The organism is Zobellella taiwanensis (assembly GCF_003012795.1).
GTDB lineage: Bacteria > Pseudomonadota > Gammaproteobacteria > Enterobacterales > Aeromonadaceae > Oceanimonas > Oceanimonas taiwanensis.
In genome coordinates this window covers 31,671-48,035 of sequence record NZ_PXYH01000009.1, presented here as the reverse complement: position 1 = coordinate 48,035, position 16,365 = coordinate 31,671, and the positions used below count along the sequence as shown (strand labels likewise).

The window sequence follows — 16,365 nt, the reverse complement described above, 5'->3', positions numbered from 1 at the left end:
CCGAATGTGTGAGTTCAGGGGGCGAGTTTAGCGCAAGCCGGGCCGTTAGCGAACCCCTGCCCCGTCACGGCCGGCGAGAAAGGGGCCGGCGGGCAGCCGGTACAGCCCCTGCTGATAGGCCAGACTGCCCCACAGCGCATAGGCCTGGGCCTGCAGTGCCAGCTCGGCATCCACCGGCGCCGGGATAAGCCGCTGCTGCCCGGCATCATAGCGAAAGCCCAGGGCATGCTGCTCCGGTTGCAACACCACCATGTGGTCATCCCTCAGCAAGGCGAAGTTCTTGTCGAACTGCATCAATGCCCGGTTCGGCGACGCCTGAGTCAGATCCCGGCCCAGCATGGGGTTGTCGCTGTCGATGCCCATCAGCGACAACAGGGTCGGCGGCAGATCGATCTGGCTCACCAGGCGCTCGTCCCGGCGCGGCGCTATGCCCTCGCCCAGCAGCAGCGCCGGCACCCGAAAGTGCGCCACCGGCACCAGCTCGGGGCCGTAGGTACGCGAGTCGTGATCCGCCACCACCAGAAACAGAGTGTCCTGCCAGTAATCCGACTGCCGCGCCAGCTCAAAGAAGCGGCCCAGGGCGTAATCGGCGTATTTGGCGGCGTTGTTGCGGGTCTGCTTGGGCTGCTCGTAGAGCTCGATGCGACCATCGGGAAACTCAAAGGGATCGTGGTTGCTGGAGCTGAACACCAGGCTGAAGAAGGGCTTGCCCTGCCGGTGCAACTGCTCAAATTCCTGATGGGCGCGCACCAACAGATCCTCGTCGCTCACGCCCCAGGCGCCTTCAAACGCGGGCGACTCGAAATCCCGCTGATCGACGATATGCTCAAAGCCGTTGCCCAGAAAGAAGCTGGCCATGTTGTCGAAATGGCTCTCGCCCCCATAGATGAACCGGGTGTGATAACCCCGCTGGTTCAGCAACTGGGCCAGGGTAAAAAAACCGGTCTGGCTCTTGTCGAGCTTGACCACGGCCCGGGCCGGGGTGGGGGTAAAACCGGTCACCACCGCTTCTATGCCCCGTACCGAGCGGGTGCCGGTGGCGTAGAGCTGCTCAAACAGCCAGCCCTTCCGGGCCAGTTTGTCGAACTCGGGAGTCAGCGGCAGCCCGCCCAGGGTGCCCACAAACCGGGCGCCCAGGCTTTCTTCCAGAATGATCACCAGATTTTTGGGCTTGCCCCGGTAACTGGCGGTGTTGCGGGTCAAGCTGGGCAGCTCGGCCGACAGGTAGTCGCTGTCCGGCCGGCCCTGGGCCCGGCGCAGCGTATTCAGCAACTCGCTCTGCTCCATGCGACCGTAAAGGGAGGCGGCGTTTTCTTCCTTGCCCAGCTGTTTGGCGGCAAAACCCACCGAATAGGCGGAGTTGAGCACCAATCCATTGACCAGGGGATCTGTGGAAAAAGCCACCAGTGCCGGGTTCAGCCCGCGGTGGCCCAGGGTGGAGCGCCCGCCGAGCAGGCCCAGGGCCAGTACCAGCAGCACCAGCACCGGCCGCCAGTACCAGGCAGGCATGGCAAGGTGCTGGCACAGCCGACCGGACCAGCGCCAGCCCGCCCACAGTGCCGCCGGCACCAGCAGGCTCACCAGCACCAGCGCCGGCAGGTGCCCCTGCAGCAACATACCAAACACTTCCTTCGGATAGATCAGGTACTCGATAAACAGCCGGTTGGGACGCAGATCATAGGTGTTGATAAAGGCCGGGGTCGCCAGCTCCAGCAACAGCAGCAATCCGGTGCCCGCCGTCAGCCACACTCGCATCAGCCACAGCCAGGCGCGGCCCGGGCCATGCTTGCCGGCCAGCAGCAGGGTCAGCACCGCCGGTACGCCGAACAGCCAGCACAGGGTAGACAGATCCACCCGCAGGCCCTGCAGCAGCACCGGGCCCCAGCCATTGGCACCGGTGACCCGCTCGGCCTGCCACAGCGCCAGCGCCAGCCGGCTGAAACCGAGCAATACCAGGTTCAGCAGCAAAAAGCAGAAAAAGGGCCACAGCGGTCCCAGCCATTGTTTGAGTCTTGTCATGCTCACCGCGCCAGTCGGATTAAAACCCCATGCTAAGGGCGACAAGGTCAAAAAAAGGTCAAAAGGTGACGCGCACCCGCGTACCGGCCGGTGAGTTGGACGCCAGACTCAGGGTCCAGCCTTGGTGATCGCACACCCGCTTGACGATGGACATGCCAAGACCAAAGCCGTCGCCACCACTCACGCCCCGCTCGTGAATACGCGCCAGCATCTCCGGCGCTATGCCCTCGCCGGTGTCGCACACCTCCATCCAGTCTGGCCCCAGGCGAAGCTCAACCCCGCCCTTAAAGGTGTGATCCAGGGCATTGCGCAACAGGTTGTTGAGCACGGCGCCGGCCAGGATGGCGGGCACGGGCCGGGACGGCTCCGCCTCTCCGGCCAGGGTCAGCGTCAGACCTCGCCGCTCGGCAAGCGCTGCCCACTGCTCCCGGGTACTGGCCGCCAGCCGGTTAAGGGGGATCAGGTTGTCGTGGCGCACCGCGTCTTCCGGTGAGCGGGACAATTGCAAAAACAGGCTCACCTGACGCTGCATGTCGTCCAGTGCCGATTCCATGCGCGCCAGCTGGCGTTGCTCCGGCACCGAGCCGCTGCCGGTTTCCCGCAGCATATCCAGGGCACCGCGGATCACCATCATGGGTGTGCGCAGCTCGTGGCTGGCGTTGGCGGAAAACTGCTGTTCCCGGGTCAGCAGCTCCTGCACCCGGTCGGCGTACTCCTCAAAGGCACGCGCCAGCAAGCCCACTTCGTCATCGGGGTAAACGCCATGCAGGCGGGCGCCGGACTGCTGGCGCAGCCGGGACACCTCTTTCGCCAGTTGCGACACCGGCTGCAATATCTGCCGGCTGAGCCGGCGCGACAGCCAGAAGCCGAGGGCCCATACACCCAGCACGCCAACTGTCATGCCGCTGAACACCAGCAGCTCGTAACGTTCGAATTCGCTCTGATCCTGCACCAGCACGTGTTCCCAGCCATCCTGATAATGCACGAACAGGTTGTAGGCACCGTCCCCCAGCAGCACTTCGTGCCCCCCTTCCGGGTAATCCCGAAACCGGGGCGGCAGCAGCGCCTGCTGCCCAGAGGGCACCTTGTAATAGGTGGTGTCGGTCATCGGCAACACCAGCGGCTGCTGCAGGCTGGCATGGGCCCGCACCTGATCGAGCAGATCGCTGTGCAAATGGTTGTAAAACAGCGTGCGCTCAAACCAGAACACCAGCAACACAATGGCCGCCGACGCCATCAGGCTTAAGCTTACGATCAGCAGGTTAAGCACCCACTGCAGGCGGGCATTAATGGTCAGGCGCATGATCGTCGCCAACCAGACGGTAGCCCTGGCCGTGCACGGTGTGAATAAGCGGCCGGTCAAAGGGCTTGTCGATGGCGCTGCGCAACAGGTAGATATGGGACTTGAGGCCGTCGCTGTCGGGAGGCTCGTCGGCCCACAATTCGCTCGCCAGGGTGGCCCGGCTAACCACATTGGGCGAGTGCTTCATCAGCACTTCCAGTAATTTAAGGCATTTGGGGTTGAGACTGATGTCCCGCCCCTGGCGGCTGACCTTAAGGGTATCCAGATCCAGGACAAGATCGGCCACCGTCAGCCGGCGCACCCGTTGCTGCCGGCTGCGCTTGAGCACGGCCTGAATGCGCGACCACAGCTCCGGCAGGGCGAAGGGCTTGACCAGGTAATCGTCGGCCCCCACCTCGAACCCGGCCAGCTTGTCGTCCAGGGTGTCCCGGGCGGTCAGCATCAATACCGGCAGCGGATTCAGGCCGGCCCGCAACCGACGGCACAACTCAATGCCATCGAGTCCCGGCAGGCCAAGATCCAGCACCAGCAGATCAAATTCCTGACGGGCCAGCAGGGCCAGCGCCGCCGTTCCGCTGTGCAAGGCATCCACGGTACACCCCTTGAGGCTGAGATAATCGATAATATTGACCAGAATATCCGGATTGTCTTCCACCACCAGAATGCGCATGCCCTTTCCTCGTGTTGACCAACGGCCCGACGTCGGCCTTGATGTGCGGCCCGGTATTAAATCACGCATGGGCACTTAATGTAGCCTTAAGTTTATTTCCCTAAAGTGAGTACAAGGCCGGCATCGGCCGCTGACACGGGAGATAACGCAATGCAATCCATCAAGGTATGGGATCCGCTGGTGCGGGTATTTCACTGGTCGCTGGTGGCGGCCTTTGCCACCGCCTGGCTGACCGCCGACGAATGGCAGTCGGTACACGAAGTGGCGGGCTACGGCGTGATGGGGCTGATTGCCTTTCGGCTGGTGTGGGGGCTGGTGGGCTCCCGTTATGCCCGCTTTCGCCAGTTCGTGCGCCCGCCGGCGGCCACGCTGGGTTACCTCAACGAGGTTTGCCACCGCCGGGAAAAGCGCTATCTCGGCCATAACCCGGCGGGCGCGGCCATGGTGCTGGCCCTGCTGGCCGGCCTGAGCCTGCTCACCCTGAGCGGCTGGCTGTATGTCACCGATGCCGGTGGTGACTGGCTGGAAGACGTGCACGAGTTTATCGCCAATGCCCTGCTGGGGCTGGTGGGGCTGCACATTGCCGGGGTCATCTTCACCGGCCTGCGCCACCGGGAAAACCTGATCAAATCCATGTTCACCGGCACCAAACGGCCGCCCGACGGCGATGATGTAGCCTGATCCTTGTTGCGATTTTCCCTTACCCGGCGGCTCCCGCCCCGCCGCCGGGCTTTGTGCTTGCACCGCGTGGCCATTAACGGTTCAATAAGCGCTGACGTTCCTAACCACTCACCACCACCAAGACCCTAATCATGCTGAAAATCTACAACTCCCTGACCCGACAAAAAGAAGAATTCAAACCCCTGGTGCCCGGCAAGGTCGGCATGTATGTGTGTGGTGTGACCATTTACGATCTCTGTCATATCGGCCATGGCCGGACCTTTGTGGCCTTTGATGTGGTCACCCGCTACCTGCGCTATGCCGGTTACGATCTGACCTTTGTGCGCAACATCACCGACATTGACGACAAGATCATCAAGCGGGCGGCGGAAAATGGCGAAAGCTGCGACGCCCTCACCGAGCGCCTGACCGCCGATATGTACAAGGACTTTGATGCCCTCAATATCGCCCGGCCCGATATCGAGCCCAAGGCCACCGGCCATATTCCCGAAATCATTGCCATGGTCAAAACCCTGATAAAAGACGGCCACGCCTATGTGGCGGACAACGGCGACGTGCTGTTCGAGGTGAACAGCTTTGCCGACTACGGCCGGCTCTCGGGCCAGAACCTGGAGCAGCTGCAGGCCGGCGCCCGGGTGGAAGTGGAGCAGAGCAAGCGCAACCCCCTCGATTTCGTGCTGTGGAAACAGTCCAAGCCCGGCGAGCCGAGCTGGGAGTCCCCCTGGGGCGAGGGCCGTCCGGGCTGGCACATCGAGTGCTCGGCCATGAACGGCAAGCACCTGGGCAAGCATTTCGACATTCACGGCGGCGGCTCGGACCTGCAGTTCCCCCACCATGAAAACGAAATCGCCCAGAGCTGCTGCGCCAACCACAGCCCCTACGTCAACACCTGGATGCACTCGGGCATGGTGATGGTGGATCAGGAGAAAATGTCCAAGTCGCTGGGCAACTTCTTTACCATTCGCGACGTGCTCAAGCACTACGACGGCGAGACCATTCGCTACTTTTTGCTGTCGGGTCACTACCGCAGCCAGCTCAACTATTCCGACGAAAACCTGAAGCAGGCCCGCACCGCCCTGGAGCGGCTCTATACGGCACTCAGGGATCTGCCCGAGGCGCCCGCCGCTGGCGGCGAGGACTTTGTGGCGCGCTTCAATGCCGCCATGGACGACGATTTCAACACCCCCGAGGCCTATTCGGTGCTGTTTGATCTGGCTCGGGAAATCAACCGCCAGAAGGGCAAGGACGACGCCGCGGCCGCCGGCCTGGGCGGTCGCCTGCGGGAGCTGGCCGGGGTGCTGGGCCTGCTGACCCAGGAGCCCGAGGCCTTTTTGCGCGGCGATGCCGGCGCCGACGACGAGGTGGCCGACATCGAGCGCCTGATCCAGGCCCGCCTGGATGCGCGCCAGAGCAAGGACTGGGCCGCCGCCGACGCCGCCCGCGACCAGCTCACCGCCATGGGCATAGTGCTGGAAGACGGCCCGGAGGGCACCCGCTGGCGGCGCAAGTAAGCGCCCGGCCGTTTTGCAATCCTTGAGCGGGGCGTCATAATGGGCGCCCCGTTTTTTATCGCCCTGCCTGGGCCATACCGACAGGAGCCTGCCATGAATACACTGTTTCCTCCCCTGCTGTTGACCCTGCTGCTGGCACTGACCGGCTGCGAGCAAAAAGGACCGGCCGCCGACATCGGCGACAATATCGATCAGGTTGTGGAAAATACCGAGCGACCGGCCGAAACCCGGCCACCGGCAGAGGCCAGGCCCGATCCCGAGGTGCTGGAACAGCAGAAACAGGAATTCGAACAGGTGGTACAGGAAGCCACCCGGGAAGCGGAAGACCGGCTCGGCGACATCATGGAATCCACCCTGGCCAGCGAGTGAACAGCGGCAGTCCGTCATATTTCTTCGCCCCGGATACGATTTTGTTGCGTCACCCGGCTTCGCGAAAACAGGTAAATTTTTGATTTTAAAAACATTTAATTAAAAACCCGGCCCCATCCCCGGGGCCGGCCCCCTGTTGCCCTACGCCGCCATGCGCTATTACTGATAGTGAAAACACCTCAATGCGGCTCAGGCCGCGATAACAACCGTTAGACCCTAGGGAGCGAATCATGAAGAAATCACTGCTGAATGTACTGTTGCTGAGTTCGGTCGCCGCCTTTGGCCTGGCCGCCTGTGACAACAAGGGCCCGGCGGAGCAGGCCGGGGAACAGGTGGACGAGGCCGTCGAGCAGGTACAGGAGCAAGGCGAGCAGTTCGCCGACGACGCCAGGGAAACCCTGGGAGTGGAAGAGCCGGGCGCCATGGAGCAGTTGGGCGAATCCCTCGATCAGGCGGCCGAGGACATGGTCAATTCCGCCGGCGAACAGGCCGACGCCATGGGCGAGGCGATGGACGAAGCGGCCGCCGAGGCGGAGCGCAAGCTCAATGAAATGCTCGAAGAGAGCGAACAGCAATAACCGCCGGCCCGGTTGGCGGAGGGAGCCCGGGGCTCCCTCTTTTTTTGGCTGTACAGCCGGTTTTTACCGTCCCGCTCAGGCGCCCTGGGTCGGCTCCATTTCGCCGCCGCAGTGCTTGCAGAAACGGGCATCCCGGTCGTGGCCGCCCTTGTCGCACTGGGGACAATGGCGCAAGTCCTGCTCCCGGCGCATTTCCCGGCCCAGCTCGGCGGTGATGATGCCGGTGGGCACGGCAATAATGGCATAGCCCATCAGCATGGTTACGGCGGCAATGGCACGCCCCAGCGGCGTTTGCGGTGTGATGTCGCCAAAGCCGACGGTGGTGATGGTGACAATGGCCCAGTAAATGCTGGTGGGGATACTGGTAAAGCCGTTTTCCGGCCCTTCCACCACATACAGCAGCGAGCCGAACAGGGTGACCAGAATGAACAGGGTGCTGAAAAACACCAGTATCTTGCGCCGGCTCTGGTTGAGCGAGCGCAACAGGGTGTTGGCTTCGTTGACATAGCGCATCAGCTTGAGCACCCGGAAAATCCGCAGTACCCGCAGCAGGCGCACCATCATCAGGAAACTGGCCCCGGGAATGAAGATGGCCAGGTAGGTGGGCAGCACCGCCAGCAGATCAATCACCCCGTAAAAGCTGCGCACATAGGCCGCCCGGCTCTGGGCGCAGTAGACGCGCAGGCCGTATTCCAGGGTGAACAGCAGGGTGAAGCCCCACTCCAGGCCATAGAGCAGGCTGCCGTAGCGGGCCCGCACCGGCCCCATGGAGTCCAGCAGCAACACCCCTATCGACAGCAGTATGACGATGATAAGACCGATATCGAACCGGCGTCCCGCCGGGGTTTCGGTACCGAAAATCACGGTGTACAGGACATCCTTGTCGAGCCACTTCATGGGCGGGCCTTAACGGTCGTGGTAGCGCTCGCAGGCGATCAGGGTGTTTTCAATCAGTGACGCCACCGTCATCGGGCCCACGCCGCCGGGCACGGGGGTGATGTAGGCGGCGCGCTCGGCGGCCACCGCATATTCCACGTCGCCCACCAGGCGGCCGTCGTCCAGGCGGTTGATGCCCACGTCGATCACCACGGCGCCGGGCTTGATCCAGTCGCCGGGGATGAAGTTGGGCTTGCCCACCGCCACCACCAGCAGGTCGGCGCCGGCCACCTTGCCGCGCAAATCCTCGGTGAAGCGGTGGCAGGTGGTGGTGGTGCAGCCGGCCAGCAGCAGTTCCAGGGTCATGGGCCGGCCCACTATGTTGGACGCTCCCACCACCACGGCGTTGAGGCCATGGGTCTTGATGTGGCTGCGCTCAATCAGGGTCATGATGCCCTTGGGGGTGCAGGGTCGCAGGGCCGGAATGCGCTGGGCCAGGCGGCCCACATTGTAGGGGTGGAAACCGTCCACGTCCTTGTGGGGATGGATGCGCTCGAGCACCAGGGTGCTGTCGATGTGGGACGGCAGCGGCAGTTGCACCAGGATGCCGTCGATGGTGGCATCGCCGTTCAGCTCGTCGATCAGATCCAGCAGCTGTTGTTCGGTGGTGTGCTGGGGCAGGTCGAAGGAGCGGGAGACAAAGCCCACCTCTTCACAGGCCCGGCGCTTGCTGCCCACGTAAACCTGGGAGGCGGGATTGGCCCCCACCAGTATCACCGCCAGGCCGGGAGCGCGTTTTCCTTCGCGCTTGCGTTCGGCAACCCGTTCGGCAACCTGGTTGCGCACCGCCTGTGCAATCGCTTTTCCATCGATGATTTGAGCTGACATCTGCGTTGATTCTCACCTTTATAAACCTGCGGCGATTGTCGCATTTTTTCAGGGTTTTGATAAGCAAGGCCCGGCGGGATAAAGCCGTTGACCCTGTGGGGCCAAATCGGTATGATGCCGCCCCGTTGCGTCGTGGCCGAACCCCGCGCAACGCCCGGCGCCCTTAGCTCAGCTGGATAGAGCATCCGCCTTCTAAGCGGATGGTCGCAGGTTCGAGTCCTGCAGGGCGCGCCATCACTGGTGACCGTAGCTCAGTTGGTAGAGTCCCGGATTGTGATTCCGGTTGTCGCGGGTTCGAGCCCCGTCGGTCACCCCACTTTAATCCCATTGCATTCCCCTGCAGGCAAGCCCTCGGCTATGCCATTCCCTGCCGGGCCTGGCTTTCCAGATGTGTCACCAGCTCCGCCGGCAACTGCAGCCGGTGCGCCAGCGCTTCCAGGTAGGCCTGCTCCGCCGCCTGATCCGGATCGATCACCAGCCGGGATGCCAGATACAGCTCCGCCGCCTGCTCGGGTCCCCGGGCGGAAGCGACAATGTCGCCCAGTGACACCGGCGCCGACAGCATGTCGAACACCAGCGCCTTTTCGTCCGCCGCCAGCCCCAGTTGCTCCACCTGCTCAAAAATCCGTTGCTGCTCGGCGGCATCCACATGGCCGTCGGCCTTGGCCGCGCCTATCATGGCGCGCATCAGCGACAGCTGGAACGGCTCGCCGTTGGCCGCGGCGGCCAACGGCGAAAACCGCGGATCCAGCTGTTGCAGATCGGCCTCGGTGGCGGGCGCCGCCTGGCCCGGGCTGCGCCCCTGCTGCCAGCCCTGGTAGGCCTTCCAGGCCATGACCCCGGCCGCCGCCAGTCCCGCGTACTTGAGGGTGCCGCCGGCCATCTTGCGGCCCTTCTTGCTGCCCAGCAGCAGGCCCAGTATGCCGCCGGTGGCGGCGCCCTTGCCAAAACCGGCACCCTTGCCCAAAAACTGGCCAATCAGTTTTTCCGCATTCATCTCGTTCTCCTCATGATTTAGGGGTCAGCAGCCTGAGCACCTTGTCGACCAGGGCACGGCGAATGCCGCCCAGCTGCTTTTTCTCGTCGCCCTGCCAGGGCACGGGCCGGCACAAATCCATCGCCTGCAGGCCCAGGCGGGCGGTCAGCAGGCCCGCGCCCACCCCCTGCCCGGCCCGGGCCGACAGCCGCCCCGCCAGCTCCAGCCCCAGCAGGTCCATGCCCATGTCCACCGCCGCCTCCGACACCCCGGCATAGAGCATGTTGTGCAGCACGCCCCGCAGCAGCCGCATCCGGCTCAGGGCCCCGAGGCGGATGCCGTAACATTGGGTAATGTCCTCTATCATCCGCAGGTTGCGCCACAATACCAGCAGCATGTCCACCGCCGCCAAGGGGCTGGCGGCCACCATCACCGCCGCCTCGCCGGACCACTTGAGCACCCGGGCCCGGGCCTGGCGATCCTGGCCGGCCAGCACCAGCCGGCTGTACAGTGCCAGCACCTCGCCGTCCAGCTCCTGCTGCTCCAGCCCGGCGCGCCATTGCTGAAAGCCCTCGGTATGGGTCAGCCCGCCCTGGGCCGCCAGCTGTTCGCACAAGGGCCTGGCCTGGCCGCTGCCCGCGCCGGCCAGCAGGGCCTCGGCCCGGGCCCGTTGGCGCCCCACCTGTTCGAGGCGGCGCAGCAGCCGCAGCTCGCGCCACAGGGTGGCGAGGGCCGCCACGGCCAGCAGCCCCAGGGCAAGACTCCAGGCGGCCCCCAGCAGCCGGCTTTGTTGCCAGGTTTGCCACAAAGACAGGCCGGAGTCGACCAGCAGCAACAGCAGCAGCAGGGCGATGGCACTGGCCCACAGCCGGTGCCGGCGGCGCGGACGCAGCGCCGCCAGCGGCACCGGCTCGGTGTCATCGAGGCGGATAAAATCGTCTTCCGCCAGCGCCTGCCCCGGCTTGAGCGGGTCGGCGGCCGGCGCCGCCAGGGGCTGGTCCAGAATCAGTTTGCTTTTGAGGGTCACGACAACTTGTCTCCCAGCAGAAAGGCGAGCGCCTGATCCAGGCGCAGATGGGGCAGTGGCGCATCCTGTTGCCACCGGGGCGGCGCGAATTCGGTAAAGTCAAAACCCTGTCGCTGCCAGAAGTCCGCCTCAGGCAGGCCCTCGGGCACCTCGCCCGGATACAGGGTCACCGGCTGGCCGTCGGCCAGCCGGTGACCCTGCAGCGCGGGGATGCGCTCGCCCTGGTGGCTGACCTCGCCGCTGGTGGTGGCGCGGATCGAGGCCAGCGCCAGGGTCTGGATATCGATGCCCGCCAGCCGGGCCCGGCGGTGGCCGCCGCGCACCAGGGCCCCCAGCAGCCGGCTCAGGCGGCCGTGCTGGTCGGGGGTCAGGTGATCGGCCTTGGTGGCGGCGAACAGCAGCTTGTCGATGCGCGGGGCGAACAGCCGCCGCCACCAGCCGCTTTGGCCATACTCGAAACTCTGCATGATGGCGGACAGGGCCCGGCCCAGGTCGGCCACGCTGTCCGGCCCCCGGTTGAGCGCACTCAGGCAGTCCACCAGCACTATCTGGCGGTCGAAGCCGGCGAAAAATTCACGGTAAAAACCGGCCACCAGGTGTTTTTTGTAGTGTTCAAAACGGGCTTCCATCATGCCGTAGTGATGCTGCTCGCCGAGCCCGGCCGGCACCTGGCCCCACACCCAGGGCACAAACTCCAGCATGGGCGCGCCCTGGTATTCACCGGGCAGGATAAAGCGCCCGGGCTGCACCAGGTAGGCGCCGGCCTCGCGGCGGATGTCGAGCAGCCAGCGGCTGTAGTCGGCCGCCAGCCGGGCCAGCCGGGCATCCTCGGCGGGGGCGTCGGCGGCCACGGCCGCGCCCGCCTCCAGCCAGGGCCTGGCCAGCCGCGCCAGCTCGGGGTTGTCCAGCAGCCGGCGCTGCTGTTCGCTCCACTGGGCATAGCTCAGGTCGAGCAGGGGCAGGTCGAGCAGCCATTCGCCGGGATAGTCGACCAGTTCCAGATAGAGGGTGGCGGTATCCTTGAGCCGGCGTTTAAGGGCATTGCCGGGCTGGTACCGGATCGCCAGGGTGATCTCGCTGATGCCCCGGGTCGGCTCGGGCCAGGCCGGCGGCGTGCCCGCCAGTTGGGCCAGGGCCGCCTCGTAGCCAAAGGCGGGAACATGGTGGTGACGGCTCGGCACCCGCTTGATGCCGAGCAGCCGGCCCTCGGCTGCCGGCGGCCAGTGGGGCAGCCGGGCGTCGATGCCGGCGTGCTCCAACTGGTTGACCAGGCTGGTGATAAAGGCGGTCTTGCCGCTGCGGCTTAAGCCCGTTACCGCCAGCCGCAGGCGCTGGTCCAGCCCCCGCTGGACCCAGGCCCCGGCCTTGTTGCGCCACTGCTCCAGTGCGGTTTTGTTCATTTATCCTCGCGCAGATGGTTGAATTCCCGGCGCAGCCTGAACTCGCGGGAGGTCAGCAGCCGCTCCATGCCCGCCACCCTCTCGTTCAGCCGTGCAAGCCGGCCCTCAAGACGCTCCAGCGCCTCCCGGGGCGACAGCCCCGACTGCCAGCCGGCGGCCTTGACATGCTCCGGAGGCGGGCTTTGCCGGGTGCCGGCGGGCAGGTCGTCGAGCAGCAGCCAGGCCGCGATGTAGAGCACCAGGGTCAGGAAGCTGGCGAAGACCAGGCCGGTGATGGCCAGCACCCGCACCAGCCAGGGCTCGACCCCGGCCTTGCGGGCAATGCCGGCGCATACCCCGCCGAGCTTGCCGTTGCTTTTGTCACGATAGAGGTTTATCAGGGTTGACGCCATCCGGGGACCTCCTGATCCAGCAGCCGCTCCAGGGTCTGCACCCGTTCGGCCAGTTGTTCGGACTGTTGCAGTGCCTGCTCCAGGCGCTGGCGGGCGGCTTCATCCAGCCCCTCGTCCAGCCGCCGCTTGCTGCGATAGTGCAGCACCAGCCACACCGGCACTACCAGAAACAGAAAGATGTTGAGCGGGGCCACCAGGGCCCAGGCCAGTTCGGACATTATTGTTCCTCGCGGTTATTGAGCCGGGCCTTGAGCCGGGCCAGTTCCTTGCCGATGACGTCGTCCGCCTCCAGTTCGGCAAATTCCTGATCCAGCCCCCGGCTGCGGCTGTACAGATCGGCCCTGGCCTCCAGTTCGTCGATTTTGCGCTCCATGCGATCGAACTTGTCGATGGCCGAGGCGTTTTCGCTCTGGCGCACCCGCTCCTGCACCTTGATCCGGCTTTGGGCGCTGCGCTCGCGCAACTGCATCGCCTGCTGGCGGGCACGGGCGTCGGCCAGCTTGGCCTCGAGCTGCTGGATGGCTTCCGCCAGCTTGTTCATGCTCTCTTCCACCACGGTGCATTCCTGCTCCAGGGCCTTGAGCAGTTCGGCCTGCTTGCTCTTTTCGATAAGGGCGGCCCGGGCCAGGTCTTCGCGATCCTTGGTCAGCGCCAGCTCGGCCTTGTCCTGCCATTCCTGCACCCGCTCCCGGTGGCGTTCTATCTGGCGCAGCAGATCCTTTTTCTCGGCCAGGAAGCGGGCCAGGTTGGAGCGCTCGCGCACCAGCTCGTCCTCCATCTCCTGGATGATCAGCCGGACCATCTTGGCCGGATCCTCGGCCTTGTCCAGCAGGGAATTGAGGTTGGCGTTAATGATGTCGGCCATGCGTGAAAAAATGCTCATGAATTGCCTCCTCGGGCGGTTGGGCGGCGAATGCCCCCTGGCTTCGCCTTCCCACTCACCTAAACAAGATACATGCCAAACCTTAAACAAACATTAATACCATGAAAAACATGACTATTTTATAAAGGGCGCGGAATGAGGCCTGCCGACTCGTGGTTAAAAAGGCTATCATTTGGCAAATTTAACCAAGAGTTACGCCATGGATATTGAGCTTATCGGTCAGTCCAATGCCCTGCTCGGGGTACTGGACCAGGTCTCCCTGCTCGCCCCCCTCGACCGGCCGGTGCTGGTGGTGGGCGAGCGCGGCACCGGCAAGGAGCTGATCGCCCAGCGCCTGCATTACCTTTCGTCCCGCTGGCAACAGCCGTTCATCTCCCTCAACTGCGCCACCCTGGCCGAAACCCTGCTCGAAAGCGAGCTGTTCGGCCACGAGGCGGGTGCCTTCACCGGCGCCCAGAAACGCCACCTGGGCCGCTTCGAGCGGGCCGACGGCGGCACCCTGTTTCTCGATGAGCTGGCCACCACCAGTGCCCGGGTGCAGGAAAAACTGCTCAGGGCCATCGAATACGGCGAGTTCGAACGGGTCGGCGGCAGCCAGCCGGTCAAGGTGGACGTCCGCCTGCTGTGCGCCACCAACCAGGATCTGCCCGAGCTGGTGGAAAAGGGCGAGTTTCGCGCCGATCTGCTTGATAGACTGGCCTTCGATGTGGTTACATTGCCGCCCCTGCGCGCCCGGGATCAGGACATACTGCGCCTAGCGGAACACTTTGCCGTCGCCCTGTGCATGGAGCTGGGCTGGCCCCTGTTCGCCGGTTTCGCCCCGGCGGCGCGGCGCCGGTTGCTGGAGCATCCCTGGCCGGGCAATGTGCGCGAACTGAAAAACGTGGTCGAGCGCAGCCTCTACCGCCACGGCTGCCCCCAGCAGCCCCTGGCCGAGTTGTGCCTGGACCCCTTCGCCTCCCCCTGGCGGCCGGGCGGCGGCCCCGGGCAGCAGGCGGCGCCGGCCCTGCCGCTCGACCTGCGCCGGCACCTGGCCGAACAGGAACACAGCCTGGTGCAGACGGCACTGGCCCGGGCCCGTTATAATCAACGTCAGGCCGCCGGGCTGCTGGGGCTCAGCTACCACCAACTGCGCGGCCTGCTGCGCAAACACGCCGCCAGCGGGGCGGCGGAACACAAGGACTGAACATGCGTTTCTGGCTGTGCTGCCTGTTTCCCCTGCTGCTGGCGGGCTGCGACGGCGGCAACCGACAACTGGCCAAAGAGAGCCTGCTTTATTGCGCGGAAGGCCCGCCGCTGACCTTCAACCCGCAACTGGTCACCTCCACCCAGACCCTGGACGCCACCGCCCGCCAGCTGTACGACCGCCTGCTCGACATCGATCCCAACAACCTGCAGCCGGTGCCCGCCCTGGCCCTGGCCTGGAGCCGCAGCGAGGACGGCCTGCGCTACCGCTTCAGGCTGCGCCCCGGGGTCAGCTTCCACCATACCGCCTGGTTCACCCCCGGCCGGCAGCTTACCGCCGAGGACGTGGTATTCACCTTTCGCCGGCTGGTTGACCCCCATCATCCCTATCACCCGGTCAGCGGCGGCCGCTATCCCTTTTTCGACAGCATCGGCTGGCCTGAGCTTATCCGCGAGGTGCGCGCCCTCGACAGCCTGGAGGTGGAATTCATCCTGCGCCGGCCGGACGCTTCCTTTATTGCCAACCTGGCCAGCGACTACGCGGTGATCCTCTCGGCGGAATACGCCGAGGGCCTGCTCGCCGCCGGCACCCCCCAGCTGCTCGACCAGCAGCCGGTGGGCACAGGGCCGTTCCGGCTCAGCCACTACCGCACCGACGACTTCATCCGTTATTACCGCCATCCCGACTACTGGCGCGGCCCGGCCCGGCTCGGCCAGCTGATTTTCGACATCACCCCCAAGTCGTCAAAGCGCCTGGCCAAACTGCTGACCGGCGAGTGCGACGTCATGGCCCACCCGGGCGCCAGCCAGATGTCGGTGATCCGCCGCCACCCGGAGCTGGCCCTGGACCAGGCCACCGGCATGAACGTCTCGGCACTGGCACTGAATACCCAAAAGCCGCCGTTCAGCGATCTCAGGGTGCGCAAGGCGCTGAGCCTGGCACTGTCGCGCACCGATATCCTGCACGCTGTCTATTTCGACATCGGCTCCGTGGCCGAATCGCTGCTGCCGCCGGTATCCTGGGGGCACCATCCCAACCTGCTGATGCCCCTGCCCGATCTGGAACGGGCCCGCTGGCTGCTGGAGCAGGCCGGCCTTGAGCACGGCTTTGAAATGACGCTGCTGGTGCCGGCGGGCAGCCGCAGCTTCAACCCGGACGGACTCAAGACCGGCCAGCTGATCCAGCGCCGCCTGGGCGAGCTCGGCATCCGGGTCCGGCTGCAAAGCCTGGAAGAGCAGATACTGCGCCGCACCCTGAGGGAAGGCGCCCACGACGCCGTGCTGACCGGCTGGTCCGCCGACTCCCCGGATCCGGACAACATGCTGCGCAACCTGCTCAGTTGCCAGGCCATTGCCGCCGGCACCAACGCCAGCCGCTGGTGTCATCCGCTGTTCGAGCACGAGCTCGACGCGGCCCTGGCCGATCCCGGCCTGGCCTCGCGCATCGGCCACTATCAGCTGGCCCAGGAACTGGTCTACCAGGACATGCCGCTGATCCCGCTGACCCACAGCCTCAAGCAGCAGGCCCACCGCCGCCAGGTCAAGGGGCTGCGGCTGCAGCCCTACGGCGGCGTGGCCTTCCACCAGGCCTACAAGGAGGAGTAGCC

Annotated in this window: 17 protein-coding genes and 2 tRNA genes; 8 read left to right on the top strand and 11 right to left on the bottom strand. The window is 65.0% G+C overall.

The features are described from left to right. Positions 1-45: 45 nt before the first annotated feature. From C7I36_RS08180 to C7I36_RS08170, 3 genes are read right to left on the bottom strand one after another with little or no spacing between them, the layout of a single operon-like run. Positions 46-2,019, bottom strand: coding sequence for an LTA synthase family protein (locus C7I36_RS08180; RefSeq protein WP_106453235.1), 1,974 nt, complete (start codon positions 2,017-2,019; stop codon positions 46-48). 58 nt (positions 2,020-2,077) lie between these two features. Continuing rightward, entirely contained in the window at positions 2,078-3,322 is a 1,245-nt protein-coding gene (locus C7I36_RS08175) for a sensor histidine kinase (RefSeq protein WP_106453234.1), read from the bottom strand. Then, the gene (locus C7I36_RS08170; protein ID WP_106453233.1) at positions 3,306-3,992 is read right to left on the bottom strand and encodes a response regulator transcription factor; all 687 of its coding nucleotides are present in this window, start codon (positions 3,990-3,992) and stop codon (positions 3,306-3,308) included. The genes C7I36_RS08175 and C7I36_RS08170 overlap by 17 nt, the downstream gene beginning before the upstream one ends. 150 nt (positions 3,993-4,142) lie before the next feature. Between C7I36_RS08170 and C7I36_RS08165 the strand changes: the two genes are divergently transcribed. The 4 genes from C7I36_RS08165 to C7I36_RS08150 all read left to right on the top strand — a co-directional run bounded on the left by C7I36_RS08165 (position 4,143) and on the right by C7I36_RS08150 (position 7,131). Then, the gene (locus C7I36_RS08165) at positions 4,143-4,673 is read left to right on the top strand and encodes a cytochrome b/b6 domain-containing protein (protein ID WP_106453232.1); all 531 of its coding nucleotides are present in this window, start codon (positions 4,143-4,145) and stop codon (positions 4,671-4,673) included. 131 nt (positions 4,674-4,804) lie between these two features. Beyond that, positions 4,805-6,184, top strand: a complete 1,380-nt coding sequence (cysS, locus tag C7I36_RS08160; RefSeq protein WP_106453231.1) for a cysteine--tRNA ligase — start codon at positions 4,805-4,807, stop codon at positions 6,182-6,184. Positions 6,185-6,277: 93 nt separating this feature from the next. Further along, positions 6,278-6,553, top strand: a complete 276-nt coding sequence (locus C7I36_RS08155; RefSeq protein ID WP_106453230.1) for a hypothetical protein — start codon at positions 6,278-6,280, stop codon at positions 6,551-6,553. A gap of 230 nt (positions 6,554-6,783) precedes the next feature. After that, entirely contained in the window at positions 6,784-7,131 is a 348-nt protein-coding gene (locus tag C7I36_RS08150) for a hypothetical protein (RefSeq protein WP_106453229.1), read from the top strand. A 75-nt stretch (positions 7,132-7,206) separates the two neighbouring features. Here the strand turns inward: C7I36_RS08150 and C7I36_RS08145 are convergent, their stop codons facing one another. Then, positions 7,207-8,028 carry an ion transporter gene (locus C7I36_RS08145; RefSeq protein ID WP_106453228.1) on the bottom strand — a complete coding sequence of 274 codons (822 nt, stop codon included), beginning with the start codon at positions 8,026-8,028 and terminating at the stop codon, positions 7,207-7,209. A 9-nt stretch (positions 8,029-8,037) separates the two neighbouring features. Beyond that, positions 8,038-8,895 carry a bifunctional methylenetetrahydrofolate dehydrogenase/methenyltetrahydrofolate cyclohydrolase FolD gene (gene folD / locus C7I36_RS08140; protein ID WP_106453227.1) on the bottom strand — a complete coding sequence of 286 codons (858 nt, stop codon included), beginning with the start codon at positions 8,893-8,895 and terminating at the stop codon, positions 8,038-8,040. Between the two features lie 157 nt (positions 8,896-9,052). Here folD and C7I36_RS08135 point away from each other — a divergent pair. Continuing rightward, positions 9,053-9,129, top strand: a tRNA-Arg gene (locus tag C7I36_RS08135). 6 nt (positions 9,130-9,135) lie between these two features. After that, positions 9,136-9,211 (top strand) — tRNA-His (locus C7I36_RS08130). Positions 9,212-9,250: 39 nt separating this feature from the next. On the opposite strand, the gene C7I36_RS08125 is transcribed toward C7I36_RS08130, so the two are convergent. From C7I36_RS08125 to pspA, 6 genes are read right to left on the bottom strand one after another with little or no spacing between them, the layout of a single operon-like run. Then, positions 9,251-9,892, bottom strand: a complete 642-nt coding sequence (locus C7I36_RS08125) for a tellurite resistance TerB family protein (protein ID WP_106453226.1) — start codon at positions 9,890-9,892, stop codon at positions 9,251-9,253. Positions 9,893-9,902: 10 nt separating this feature from the next. Continuing rightward, positions 9,903-10,898 carry a YcjF family protein gene (locus C7I36_RS08120; protein ID WP_106453225.1) on the bottom strand — a complete coding sequence of 332 codons (996 nt, stop codon included), beginning with the start codon at positions 10,896-10,898 and terminating at the stop codon, positions 9,903-9,905. Further along, on the bottom strand, positions 10,895-12,298 hold the full coding sequence (locus tag C7I36_RS08115; protein WP_106453224.1) for a YcjX family GTP-binding protein: 1,404 nt from the start codon (positions 12,296-12,298) through the stop codon (positions 10,895-10,897). Before C7I36_RS08115 ends, C7I36_RS08120 begins: the two co-directional genes overlap by 4 nt. Then, complete coding sequence (gene pspC, locus C7I36_RS08110) at positions 12,295-12,690, bottom strand: envelope stress response membrane protein PspC (protein WP_106453223.1); 396 nt, start codon at positions 12,688-12,690, stop codon at positions 12,295-12,297. Before pspC ends, C7I36_RS08115 begins: the two co-directional genes overlap by 4 nt. Continuing rightward, positions 12,675-12,908 carry an envelope stress response membrane protein PspB gene (gene pspB / locus C7I36_RS08105; protein WP_106453222.1) on the bottom strand — a complete coding sequence of 78 codons (234 nt, stop codon included), beginning with the start codon at positions 12,906-12,908 and terminating at the stop codon, positions 12,675-12,677. Before pspB ends, pspC begins: the two co-directional genes overlap by 16 nt. Beyond that, positions 12,908-13,573, bottom strand: coding sequence for a phage shock protein PspA (pspA, locus tag C7I36_RS08100; protein ID WP_106453221.1), 666 nt, complete (start codon positions 13,571-13,573; stop codon positions 12,908-12,910). The genes pspB and pspA overlap by 1 nt, the downstream gene beginning before the upstream one ends. 199 nt (positions 13,574-13,772) lie before the next feature. Between pspA and pspF the strand changes: the two genes are divergently transcribed. Continuing rightward, the gene (pspF, locus tag C7I36_RS08095) at positions 13,773-14,759 is read left to right on the top strand and encodes a phage shock protein operon transcriptional activator (protein WP_106453220.1); all 987 of its coding nucleotides are present in this window, start codon (positions 13,773-13,775) and stop codon (positions 14,757-14,759) included. A 2-nt stretch (positions 14,760-14,761) separates the two neighbouring features. Next, a complete protein-coding gene (locus C7I36_RS08090) occupies positions 14,762-16,363 on the top strand; it encodes an ABC transporter substrate-binding protein (protein WP_106453219.1) in 1,602 nt (533 codons plus the stop codon). Positions 16,364-16,365 lie beyond the last annotated feature (2 nt).

Bases quoted from the DNA above. Each gene is read 5' to 3' on its own strand.
- pspC (WP_106453223.1), bottom strand. From the start codon at position 12,690: ATGGCGTCAACCCTGATAAACCTCTATCGTGACAAAAGCAACGGCAAG.
- folD (WP_106453227.1), bottom strand. From the start codon at position 8,895: ATGTCAGCTCAAATCATCGATGGAAAAGCGATTGCACAGGCGGTGCGC.
- C7I36_RS08125 (WP_106453226.1), bottom strand. From the start codon at position 9,892: ATGAATGCGGAAAAACTGATTGGCCAGTTTTTGGGCAAGGGTGCCGGT.
- C7I36_RS08150 (WP_106453229.1), top strand. From the start codon at position 6,784: ATGAAGAAATCACTGCTGAATGTACTGTTGCTGAGTTCGGTCGCCGCC.
- pspF (WP_106453220.1), top strand. From the start codon at position 13,773: ATGGATATTGAGCTTATCGGTCAGTCCAATGCCCTGCTCGGGGTACTG.
- C7I36_RS08180 (WP_106453235.1), bottom strand. From the start codon at position 2,019: ATGACAAGACTCAAACAATGGCTGGGACCGCTGTGGCCCTTTTTCTGC.
- C7I36_RS08145 (WP_106453228.1), bottom strand. From the start codon at position 8,028: ATGAAGTGGCTCGACAAGGATGTCCTGTACACCGTGATTTTCGGTACC.
- cysS (WP_106453231.1), top strand. From the start codon at position 4,805: ATGCTGAAAATCTACAACTCCCTGACCCGACAAAAAGAAGAATTCAAA.
- pspA (WP_106453221.1), bottom strand. From the start codon at position 13,573: ATGAGCATTTTTTCACGCATGGCCGACATCATTAACGCCAACCTCAAT.
- pspB (WP_106453222.1), bottom strand. From the start codon at position 12,908: ATGTCCGAACTGGCCTGGGCCCTGGTGGCCCCGCTCAACATCTTTCTG.
- C7I36_RS08115 (WP_106453224.1), bottom strand. From the start codon at position 12,298: ATGAACAAAACCGCACTGGAGCAGTGGCGCAACAAGGCCGGGGCCTGG.
- C7I36_RS08165 (WP_106453232.1), top strand. From the start codon at position 4,143: ATGCAATCCATCAAGGTATGGGATCCGCTGGTGCGGGTATTTCACTGG.
- C7I36_RS08155 (WP_106453230.1), top strand. From the start codon at position 6,278: ATGAATACACTGTTTCCTCCCCTGCTGTTGACCCTGCTGCTGGCACTG.
- C7I36_RS08170 (WP_106453233.1), bottom strand. From the start codon at position 3,992: ATGCGCATTCTGGTGGTGGAAGACAATCCGGATATTCTGGTCAATATT.
- C7I36_RS08090 (WP_106453219.1), top strand. From the start codon at position 14,762: ATGCGTTTCTGGCTGTGCTGCCTGTTTCCCCTGCTGCTGGCGGGCTGC.
- C7I36_RS08175 (WP_106453234.1), bottom strand. From the start codon at position 3,322: ATGCGCCTGACCATTAATGCCCGCCTGCAGTGGGTGCTTAACCTGCTG.